The following is an 11,449-nucleotide window of genomic DNA, read 5'->3' as shown; positions in this document are numbered from 1 at the left end:
GCGGCTAAAATGTATTTACCTTTCCATTTTATGGCACCAGCATTAAAGACAGCATTTATTCCAAACCTTTTCATGAGAAAGGGGTTCGTAGCCGGATTTAGGTCATATTCCCAACTTAGTGGAACATGTTCCGCTGTCAAAACAGGATTCTTATATCTATCAAAAATCCCATTTCCTAATTTCTCCTTCTCATTGATTTTTGAAATCAATTCGTCTTTTTGCCGTTTTAAAGCTTCTAATCTACTGTTAAATTCCATTAAATATGTGAATACGTTTGCCTATAAAATTTGAGTTATCTTAACCCGTTCTCAAACAGAACATTTCTGGAATCGGTCGTCATTTTAAAGTCTTCTTTCCTACTTAAATCTAAAAAGAGCAGGTTAATGCTTTACGGATCCATTACAAAAATAGAATCAAATAGCTTTCTAGAATAACACATTTTTATCAATTTATAAGTCATACAAAAAATAGGAGCGAGTAATAATGTTCATAAAACAAGGCTCATGGCAAATAAACCCTGAAATTTACGATTTGGTAAAACGACACTTAAAGCACTACTTTTGTCATATACCCTAAGCCCTAAGAAATAATATGTCTCATGTTTACAGAGAAATAACACCCCTAACTCCTTATGACTGTTTTTACGTCATAACTAGAACCAAGACCAACTTCGATTTCCCCGTTCACTTCCATGAAGAATACGAACTGAATTTTATTTTGAATGCCAAAGGTGTCAAGAGAATTGTGGGAGATCACCAAGAGGTTATTGGTGATGTGGAGCTAGTGCTGGTAGGCTCTAACTTGCCTCATGGCTGGGTTAACAACGATTTTATCTTGGACGAAGAAAAAGGTAAAATAGAAGAAATCACGATTCAGTTTCATAGAGACCTGTTTGACGAAAACTTCCTTAAAAGAAATCAATCCTATTTTCTTCGCAAACTGTTTGAAAAATCTATTAGAGGGATAAGTTTTTCCAAAGAAATAGCTCAGAAACTGACACCCAGATTTCAGTCACTTACTCAGAAAACTGGGTTTGACAGCGTTTTAGAACTTCTAAGCATTTTGCATGAGCTCTCTAAAACCGACCAGATGACGCTGCTCTCTGAGGATTCTTTTGTAGGGAATAAGACGACATATAACAGTAGGAGAATAGAAGCGGTTTTTGCTCATATGAGAATCCACTTCGCCAAAGAAGTTACCCTATCTGATGTAGCCAAAATTGCAGGAATGACAGACGTATCCTTTAGTAGATTCATTAAGAAGAGAACGGGAAAAACCTTTATAGATAGCCTTAACGAAATTAGGTTAGGCCATGCCTCCAGAAAACTTATTGATACTACGGAAACCATTTCAGAAATAGCCTATAAATGTGGTTTCAATAACCTTTCTTATTTCAACAGACTTTTTAAATCTAAGAAAAACTGTACACCAAAGCAGTTTAGAGAGGACTTTGCCGGTACTAGAACATTTATTTAGATAGCTTTTGGTGTTTTTTATTTCAATGCAGCAAGTTCCATTCTTCGGCGTTTTTTTATTCAGATTTCAGTTCTTTTCAAGAAACCATTAAGCACTTCTTTTGCTGTAATTTCTTACGGCTAAAAAGTTAAAGAATATGGCAAAACCGACCATAGCAAAAAAGTCTGGTAATAGCTCTGAAAAAGTACTTCCTTTAATAAAAACTGCTCTAATAACCCTAATAAAATAGGCCGGAGGATTTATCTTGGTAAGCCATTGTGCCCATTCAGGCATACTCTCAATAGGCGTATAAAGACCACCCAGTAGGATAAAAATCATCATGATAAAGAAAGCGAAAAGCGTAGCCTGCTGCTGAGATTCTACAAATGTGCTCACCAACAAACCGATACCCAAAACCCCTAAGAGATATACAGCAGCATAGATATATATGGTTAAATAGGAGCCTACGGGTATTATCCCAAAAATGAGCCACGCTCCTATCATACCCAAAGTAATAGAAATCATACCGAGCACCCAAAAAGGTATCAATTTCCCTAAAATAAATTCATGCTTTTTAAGTGGCGTAACGTTTAACTGCTCTATAGTGCCAACTTCCTTTTCAGCTACTATATTCAAAGCCGCCAAAAAACTCCCTACCATAGTGACCAAAATGGCTAAGACGCCAGGTACCATAAATAGATAATAATTTATATGTGGATTGTACCAGTTTGAAGAAGTTATTTCTATTTGAGGCATCGGTAACATCCTAGGAAACTGCACCCACTCCTCTCTAATTTCTTGATTAAAGTTTCCTATGATTTGGGTTGCATAGGCCGTGCCTAAACCTGCTCTTACTCCATTTACGGCATCTGCAGCCAAATGAAGGGTATTCTTATCTTCCTTTATTAAATCTCTTTCAAAATTGGCAGGAATGGTCAAAATAATATCCGTGTCTCCTTTTCCCACGCTTTCTAAAGACTTCTTATACGAATTATGGTATTCCGCCAATTGGAAATAACCCGAGGTCGTCAGCTTTTCTGTTAACCTTCTGGAATAGGTGGAATGGTCGTGATCGACAACAGAAATATTAATCTGTTTTATTTCATAATCCGCCGCAAGCGGTATCAAAACAAGCTGAACTATGGGCATGAGCAGAATTAAACGCAGAATAGCCGGGTCACGGAAAATCTGTTTAAACTCCTTCTCTAATAGAAAAATTAGGTTGTTCATTTATTTCAATTTAAAATGGCTTAATTCTATAAGGGGATTCACCCCTTTTTCTGCCGATTTGCCCTTGCAATGGAGCCAATGCTTATTTATTTCACGCCAACCTTACTTTAAACCTCTTAATGGCCACAGTAAGAAAAACCACCGTCATTAGGGAGAGTATCGCCGTTTGTTTCCACACAAAAGCAAAGCCTAAACCCTTTACCAAAATATTGCTAATGATATCATAATACCATTTGGTAGGTACTACATTACTAACTATTTGAAGTGGCAATGGCATGTTTTCGATGGGAAACATAAAGCCACTAAAAACCAAGGCAGGCATTAAAAAACCTACCAATGAAATAAACATAGCCACTTGCTGAGAATCCACTATGGCCGATATTAACAAGCCCAAAGACAGGGCTGTAAATATGAACAATAAACTCTCCGCCAAAAGCAACGGAACCGAACCTACGATAGGCATGTCTAAAACAAAAACCGCCATAAGCAAAATCAAAATCACGTCTAAAAAACATAAAACTAAATAAGGCACGGCCTTGCTTAAAACAACCAATATAGGCTTCATAGGAGAGACCAGAAGAATTTCCATGGTGCCCATTTCTTTCTCTTTCACAATAGAAACGGAGGTCATCATGGCACCCAAAAGCATAAGTATCAAGGTCATCACGCCTGGCACAAAACTATAGGCACCCTTTAACTGTGGGTTAAAAAGCATTCTGGTTTCCGTTTTTATTTGATACGGAATTTTCATTTGCCCAAACAGCTCATTCTGATAATCCATAAAAATGGCCGAGGCATAGTTTATCATAATATTTGAAGTATTGGGGTCCGAAGCATCCCCCACTAACCTTACTTGGGCATGATTGGCATGCAATAAATCTGTCTGGAAATTCTGAGGGAAAATAACGGCCATTCTTACTTCTCCTCTCCTAAAAGCAGGCTCTATTTCTGATTCACTTTTCAATATTTTATTGACGGAGAAATACTTGCTCTGGTCTAACTTATCAATTAATAATCTGGTGGTTTCATCATTAGAAAAATCTAAGACAGCCACTTTAGAATTTTTGACTTCAGAGGTGAGAGCAAAACCAAAGAGCAGCATCATCACGATAGGTAAACCTATCAGAATAATCATACTTCTTTTATCACGCAGTACGTGCCAAAACTCTTTTCTCACAAAAGCTAAAAAGACTTTCATATTATTTTTAAACTAAATTTCAGTCTGCTACTCTCCTCTTTTTGCTCCTCTGGCCAGCTGAAGAAAAACATTGTTCATATCCTTGACTCCAAAAGACTTTTTCATTTCAGATGGTGTGTCCAAGGCCGCTATGCCACCATCCACCATAATGCTCACCCTGTCACAATACTCGGCTTCATCCATATAATGGGTGGTGACAAAAACCGTAATCCCTCTGTCTGCTGCTTCATAAATCATATCCCAAAACTGTCTTCTGGTAATAGGATCCACACCGCCTGTGGGTTCATCTAAAAACACAATTTTGGGTTCATGAAGAATGGCCGTAGAAAAGGAGATTTTTTGTTTCCAACCTAATGGCAAGGAGCCTACCAATTTGTCTGCTTCTGAGCCAAGCCCCAGTCTATCAATAAGCACGTTGGCCTTTTCTTTTAGCTCCCTTCTAGGAATACCATAGATTCCGCCAAAAAATGTGATGTTTTCTCTCACAGTCAAATTCTCGTATAATGAGAATTTTTGACTCATATAACCTATGTTCTTTTTGATTTCCTCGTTCTCTTTGTAAACATCAAAACCCGCCACTTTTCCTATGCCAGATGAAGGCTCCAAAAGTCCGCATAAAATTCTCATGGCCGTAGTTTTCCCTGCACCATTGGCTCCCAAAAAACCGAATATCTCTCCTGCTGTCACATCAAAACTAATGGCATCCACTGCCGTAAAATCTCCAAATTTTCTGGTTAAATTTTCGGTATGTATTACTATCTCAGACATGGGCTTCTTGTTCTAGCATTAGTTTGATAAACACATCTTCTATTCCAGGATCAATATTTTTCACTTCCACATCATGATGCCCTTTTTCTTTCAAAAAATGTATTAATCCATGTTCCGAGAACTCCGCTGCATCTAGTGTCACATGACTTTCTTCGCCAAAGGCAAAGCAACTGGCGGTATTTTTATAAGCTTTAATATCTAGCATTAATTTATACCTATTGGTACCCTTAATGGCGTACATCTTTTGATAATGCTTGGCAATGACATTCTCCAGCGTGTCTAATTCCAGTATTTCTCCCTTCTGCATTAAAGCTATCCTATCGCATCTGCTGGCTTCGTCCATGTATGGCGTAGAAACCACGATGGTGATTCCTTTCTCCTTTAGCTTATCGAGCATATCCCAGAATTCCTTTCTGGAAACAGGATCCACTCCCGTGGTGGGTTCGTCCAAAAACAAAACCTTGGGTTCGTGAATAAGAGCACAGCATAGAGCTAGTTTCTGTTTCATTCCCCCCGATAACTTTCCCGCAAGTCTATGTTTAAAAGGCTCTATTTGTATATATATATCTTTTATCAGCTCGTAATTCTCTGCTACCGTAGTATCAAAAACAGTGGCAAAGAAATTCAGATTTTCCTCAATGCTTAAATCTTGATAAAGTGAAAACTTACCGGGCATATAACCCACAATCTTCCTGATATCCCAGAAGTTTTCTACCACGTCAAGGCCCATGACTTTAGCCGTACCTGAATCTGGAACATACAGTGTGGTCAAGACTCTAAACAACGTAGTCTTCCCTGCTCCATCTGGACCGATGATTCCGAAAAGTTCGCCTTCTTTTACTTCTAGGTTAATACCCTTCAGTGCCGTTATGCTACCTTTCTCATAAGTTTTGGTGATATTTTGAATACTAACAGCTGACATTATAATTTAACTTCACCGTACATACCAATCTTCAAGAAACCATCGTTTTTCACCACAATTTTAGTGGCATAAACCAGGTTCGCCCTTTCGTCTTTCGTTTGAATCGTTTTGGGTGTAAACTCAGCTTTATCGGCTATCCATTCAATCTTTCCCTTAAGTTCTTTATAGTCTTCCTCTCCGCTGTCTACCATAACGCTAACTTCCTGCCCCACTTTCACTTTTGCCAACTGTGTATTTGTAAGATATGCTCTCAGTTTTAATTCCGTCAAATCTGCCAGTTTGTAAAGGGCTTTTCCTGCACCTGTCACTTCGTTTTGCTCGGCATATTTCACTAATACCGTTCCTGCCGCAGGATTAAGAATTTGACATTTACCTATCAAATTATCCATTTGAGCTATTCTTTCTTTCATAGGATTTTGCTCACTCATCACCGCTCTATTTCCTATGGCTATCTGTTCTTCAGCGGACTTTATTTGTTGCTGTGTTACTTTCAATTGACTTTCCGCGGCTAATATCTGCTTACCAAGCACATCTACATTTCCATTTAAATCATCGAGCTGCTTGGTAGGAACCGCTTCTGCGGCTACCAGTTTTTGAACTCTCGTTTGTTCCTTAACTAAAACAGACAATTGTTCTTTTTGCGTGTCTAACTGTCTTCTTTGTGTATTCAGCTGCTCCTTTAAGACTTGAACCTGAGGTCCTGCAGAATTCCTTTTGGCACCTATGGCATCATAACTCGCTACTAACTGAGACTTCTGTAGATTGAGATTTTCACAATCTACCAAGCCCACCAATTGACCCGCTGTGAGCACGGAACCCTCTTCAATCTCTAGATCAAGGATTTTCCCGGAACTCTCCGAAGACACTATAATTTCGGTGGCTTCAAAAACGCCTGTGGCATCAAATTCATTATCGCTACCGCCACAACCGGCTATAAAAACAGCCAGTATCATCAATGATAAAATATATCGTGTTGTCATTTTATATTACTTTTTATTGACCCAAAATGAGTTTAATATTTCTTTCTGTTTGCATAAGTTGAACTTCGTGCAGAATTAAGGTCTGTTTGGCTAAGTCTTCTCTATTCAGTTCTTCTAAATAGTCTGTGGCCGTGATGACCCCATTTTCCAATTGGGCATTGGCCACTTTGGTAATTTGTTCTCTTATATTGATCAGTTTCCGATCGCTTTGCACCAATTTTCCTAGCCTTTCCATATCCTTTCTTTGAGCAGCCAATTGAATGTCCGAAGCTAAAGTGAAACTTTCTTTTTGTTTGTCTAGCCTCATTCTATTGATCTGAAGCTGTTGTATCTCATTAGATTGCCCACCATTATACAAATGACTCAGTGGCACCCTTAACTGAACACCTCCTATAAAATAAGGAGAGAAATCTTTGGCCAGAAAGTTCAAGCCAGGTCTACCGTACCCTCCTGTACCAAACAGCATGACTTTCGGCATATTTTTAGATTTCACAAGTCCCTCTAATGCTGTAGTAGACTGTTGCTGGGCAGTGAGTAAGTTAAGTTCAGGTCTTGAGTTTTGAGAGAAATCTGGCACTAGAGAAACAGGTGACTGAAAGGTAGCTTCCACAGGAATTTGCTCACCTGTTAATAGATAAATTGCTTCTATGGCAGATTCTCTTTTGGTTTGTATTTCCACGTATTGTTGTTGCAATTCCAGCTTTTTTGCTTCCAGAGCCAGTAAATTACTTCGAATAGCAATTCCATTTTCAACGGCAGATTTGACCTTAGCTATGTTGGCATCAATCTCATTCAAAATCAATGTCACATTCACCTTTTGTCTATCGGTAAAAATAACTCCGAAGAAAAGCTGAGTAAGCTGCTCTTCTGCTTTAAACAGGTCTACATCCACTTTGGCTTTCTCAATTTTTTGGCTGGCCAAGGCCATTGATTTTTGGCTTGAGGTAACACCTCCATCCCAAAGATTTTGCTGTACATCCAAAGTTACTTTATATTGATCTTGAGGTGGCGGCTGAATGTTTACACCTGGTAAAGAAATAGGCAAAGAAGTTACTTCCGATTGCCAAGTGGCCTGCCCACCTAAAGACGACTGTGGTAAATAAGACCCTTTAAGATTCTTTATTTGCAAATCCGTTATTTGATCAATAAAACCCAATTGACTTTGCTGTGGACTATGCTCTTTGGCTTTTATCACTAAAGCGTCCAATGAAATGACATCTTGGGCACTTAAATGACCTGCTAACAAAATGCCGATAATGAAAAACAATCCCTTCTTCATAATTACAATACGCTTAAAATTTTACGGGTATAGTTTTGGACCTCACTTATTCTCATCACCATCAGTTCCAAAAACGCCTCATGGGACAGCTGGAAACTGTGCTGTAAAATAGGCCTTCCTAGATAAGGAAAAATACACATTCCAATGAGAGAAAGGATAAACTGCATTGGGTTCAGTTCCGACACCAAACCTTTCTCAAGGTCTTTATAATAGCTTTTCATGAAACTTTCTGCAATGGCCTTCTTAAAGGGCAACTTTTCAATAAATCCATCACTTTCCTTTCTATTAATAGTACTGATAATAAAAAAAGGTATGACCGGGTGCTCATTCATAAAGAGGATATACTTTTCTACAAAAGCATCCACTTTGTCTACCAGCAGAGCCTCTGTTTCAAATATTGCAGTGACCTCAGGAAAAAACAAAAGAGCCTTCTCATTAAAAACTTTTTCAAAAAGCATCTCCTTAGATCTGAAATAATAATGCAACATAGCCTTATTAATTCCCGCTACATCTGCTATTTCCTGCATACGTGAACCGTCCATTCCATTTTTAAGGAATACTTCTTCTGCCGCTTTGAGAATTTTAATCTCTGTAGTTTCTTCTTTCGACAACCTTTTAGTTTATCTAATTAGTTTAACCATATGGTTAATTGCATCACAAACGTATTGGGAAAAATATTAGAAAACAAAAAAACATTCTTTAATTTTTTATGAAAGAAATCATAAAAAGCGATAAGTCAGTACAAAAAAAATATCTTAATCACCTAATATATAGGCTTTCACGTTATTTCCATTTTGCCCCACCAAAAGATTTCCATTGACATCAGCCAAGGCACGCACCTCTCCTTTTAGATTAAGACCTGCCTTATAAGAGGGAACAAAAGTAAAGTTTCCTTTGCCATCATTTAGGAAAACCTGCCCATGATTCGCTGAAATATTTCCAATTCTAACACGTGTATGCGTGTTATTACCTGCAGCTATTAAATCCATTTTCCCATCGCCATTTACATCTTTCGCCAGCATGGTATAAATGGGTGCTGCCTGAATTTGAACGGGTAATTCGACTTTTACAAACTTACCATTTTCATTTTTGAAATAGGAGGTCGACAGGTTCGTGGTTTTATAAACTACTGGTATAACGTCCGGAAAATTCTCTAAAAATTTAGCGGTGGTTACTCCTGCATAAATATCATAGGTGTTATAAACTTTCCGGAGTGGTGCTATATGATCTAAGAGCTCATCTCTACTATATGCGGGATAACTTTCTCCCTGTATAAAACAAGAAATAACGGGGTCTATCCTTCCATTTCCATCATAGTCTGCCAGATGTAACTGAAGGGGTTCCTTCTCTGAAGCACAGAATTGAGAATTAAGTCCAAGGTTTCCTGCTATTAAATCCATATCGCCATCACCATCAAAATCTTCAAAGAGAAGACTCTGCCACATACCCGTTCCACTTGGAATGACATTATTCCTCACTTCAAAATCACCACCCAAATTCTTTAAAACTTTAATCTCTGTCCATTCCCCTGCCAAAACCAAATCCATTTTCCCATCACCATCATAATCTACCGCTTTAGCATCTTTAATTAAACCCAAGTTTTCAAAAGCCTTAGACGCTAATCTGGTAAATACGCCTTTGTTATTCACATAAAATCTTGAAGGATTGACTACAGGATAATCTCCAGGAAGCACAAAACCAGCAACAAAAAGATCTTGATCGCCGTCGTTGTCGAAGTCTAAAACCTCAACCGCCGAGTCAGAGAAAATGTCGGCAGGGAAAGCTTCATCTGTTTTAGAAAAATTTCCTTTTCCGTCATTTAAATAAAGTCTGTTTTGAAGCATCAGGTCATTCGGCAAATACTCATACCCTCCACCGACAACATAGAGGTCTAAGTCGCCATCATTATCCGCATCAATAAAGGCAGCATCCACATCAGTGCAGAGTTCCCACTGTTTCATCAGTACCTCATTGGTAGCCACATATTTGCCGTTTCCCAAACCTTTCATTAACTGTCCAGGAGAATTTTTTCCGCCGCCTAAATAAAAATCTTCAATGCCATCAGCATTAATATCTCCCTTAACCAAACAAGGCCCTTGATAAGAATACATCCAGGGCAATAAAATTTGGCGATTAAAATCGTTTAGAGGCTTTTGACTATGCTCTACCCATTGAAAATCAAGTTCTTTAAAATAAGGTTCTTCATTTTCAGGAGAGGGAATTTCTGTAGGGTTATATGCTACGTCCATATATTTATCGATAGCGGGATTTAACAATGTCTGCCCTCTTCCATCTGGATAAATTATTTCAATCTTTTTTACGGCAGTCAGGCTCCCTAGACCGAAAAGCTGAGCTCCGTAATAGCTACTTTGAAAGCCATGATTAGGAGAAAACTCCCTATACTGAGAATTATTATCGGTATAAACCTTAATTTTTGTATTCAGAATCTCACTAGAATTACCTTTCAAATTTAAGGCAATAAAATGTCCGTTTTCTTTGGTTCTATTTTCAAAAACACTAGCCTCTTCATTTAAATTATTGGTGATAATCTCTAAATCACCGTCGTTATCCAAGTCGGCATATATGGCTCCGTTTGTAATTCTAGCATCTTCAAAACCCCAGCTTTTCTGAACGTTTTCAAAAGTCTGCCCTCCTTTATTTCTGAAAACATAGTTGGCCGTTTTAGTAGAAGGCATTTTGTTGATAATATCCATTACATTATCACTTCCTTCACTTCTCTGTTCGGAATAAAACTTTACAAAATCATTATTGGTATAGTCTCGTAGATAACCATTAGAAATAAACATATCTTTAAAACCGTCATTATCAAAGTCGGCTAGCAAAGGCGACCAACTCCAGTCTGTATTAGAGATGCCTGCCAGTTGTCCCATCTCTGCAAAACTTCCATTCCCTTCATTAAGGTGAAGCATATTTCGCATGACTTCTGGGTGAAAACCATTCTGAAGCATGTTCAAATAGCCTTCATAATTGTCTGGTCCGAAAAGTAGCTTTTGACGTCTATTATCTTCTGGAAGCATATCTGAAGTAAAAATGTCTGGCAGCATATCATTATTCACATCTGCCACATCATTTCCCATACTGAAATAACTCGTGTGGTCTACCATTTCGGCTATCTTATCCGAAAAAGTACCATCCTGATTATTGACATATAAATAATCTCCTTCTAAATAGTCGTTTGAAATATAAATATCCGGCCATCCGTCTTGATTCAAATCAGAAACTTGAATACCTAGACCGAAACCGATTGGATTTCCTTTAATACCTGCTTCTTTACTTACATCCACAAACTTGTTATTATCGTTTCTAAACAGTTTGTCACCTGCAAATTCATCTCTCATAAAATGAACGGCCTCTACATCAAAACGCTTAAAATCTTTCACGTTATGATTCATGACATAAGCATCTAAATCTCCGTCCTTATCATAATCGAAAAAGGCTGTTTGGGTGGTAAATCCATTACAATCCAAACCATATTCTGCCGCCCGCTCCTTGAAAACAAAATGGCCTTCATTGATATAAAATTTATTTTTTCTCAAGGCTGGATTCTCTTCATTTCCCGACACAGAAACATAAATATCTAATAGCCCATCGTTATT

9 protein-coding genes and 1 pseudogene are annotated in these 11,449 nt (G+C 38.0%); 1 reads left to right on the top strand and 9 read right to left on the bottom strand.

Features of this window, described 5'->3' with window-relative positions; genetic code table 11:
* A pseudogene (locus ACTBZY_RS00840) lies at nucleotides 1-257 on the bottom strand (glycosidase); the annotation flags it as partial.
* 334 nt (nucleotides 258-591) lie between these two features.
* On the opposite strand from ACTBZY_RS00840, the gene ACTBZY_RS00835 reads away from it, so the two are divergent.
* On the top strand, nucleotides 592-1,476 hold the full coding sequence (locus ACTBZY_RS00835; RefSeq protein ID WP_463044422.1) for an AraC family transcriptional regulator: 885 nt from the start codon (nucleotides 592-594) through the stop codon (nucleotides 1,474-1,476).
* Nucleotides 1,477-1,563: 87 nt separating this feature from the next.
* On the opposite strand, the gene ACTBZY_RS00830 is transcribed toward ACTBZY_RS00835, so the two are convergent.
* From ACTBZY_RS00830 to ACTBZY_RS00795, 8 genes are all read right to left on the bottom strand, one after another.
* Nucleotides 1,564-2,685 (bottom strand): ABC transporter permease, encoded by a 1,122-nt coding sequence (locus ACTBZY_RS00830; protein ID WP_463044421.1) that lies wholly within the window; start codon nucleotides 2,683-2,685, stop codon nucleotides 1,564-1,566.
* Nucleotides 2,686-2,776: 91 nt separating this feature from the next.
* The gene (locus ACTBZY_RS00825; protein WP_463044420.1) at nucleotides 2,777-3,883 is read right to left on the bottom strand and encodes an ABC transporter permease; all 1,107 of its coding nucleotides are present in this window, start codon (nucleotides 3,881-3,883) and stop codon (nucleotides 2,777-2,779) included.
* 27 nt (nucleotides 3,884-3,910) lie between these two features.
* A complete protein-coding gene (locus tag ACTBZY_RS00820; protein WP_463044419.1) occupies nucleotides 3,911-4,651 on the bottom strand; it encodes an ABC transporter ATP-binding protein in 741 nt (246 codons plus the stop codon).
* Entirely contained in the window at nucleotides 4,644-5,573 is a 930-nt protein-coding gene (locus tag ACTBZY_RS00815) for an ABC transporter ATP-binding protein (RefSeq protein ID WP_463044418.1), read from the bottom strand. Before ACTBZY_RS00815 ends, ACTBZY_RS00820 begins: the two co-directional genes overlap by 8 nt.
* The gene (locus tag ACTBZY_RS00810; protein WP_463044417.1) at nucleotides 5,573-6,553 is read right to left on the bottom strand and encodes an HlyD family secretion protein; all 981 of its coding nucleotides are present in this window, start codon (nucleotides 6,551-6,553) and stop codon (nucleotides 5,573-5,575) included. Before ACTBZY_RS00810 ends, ACTBZY_RS00815 begins: the two co-directional genes overlap by 1 nt.
* Before the next feature lie 13 nt (nucleotides 6,554-6,566).
* Complete coding sequence (locus ACTBZY_RS00805; protein ID WP_463044416.1) at nucleotides 6,567-7,832, bottom strand: TolC family protein; 1,266 nt, start codon at nucleotides 7,830-7,832, stop codon at nucleotides 6,567-6,569.
* Between the two features lie 2 nt (nucleotides 7,833-7,834).
* On the bottom strand, nucleotides 7,835-8,443 hold the full coding sequence (locus ACTBZY_RS00800; RefSeq protein WP_463044415.1) for a TetR/AcrR family transcriptional regulator: 609 nt from the start codon (nucleotides 8,441-8,443) through the stop codon (nucleotides 7,835-7,837).
* Between the two features lie 144 nt (nucleotides 8,444-8,587).
* The coding region (locus tag ACTBZY_RS00795) for a VCBS repeat-containing protein (protein ID WP_463044414.1) at nucleotides 8,588-11,449 on the bottom strand (2,862 nt) is incomplete at its 5' end.

The organism is Arcticibacterium sp. (assembly GCF_055134445.1).
Note: the sequence above shows the minus strand (reverse complement) of the source record. Positions and strands in the feature narration are given on the sequence as shown.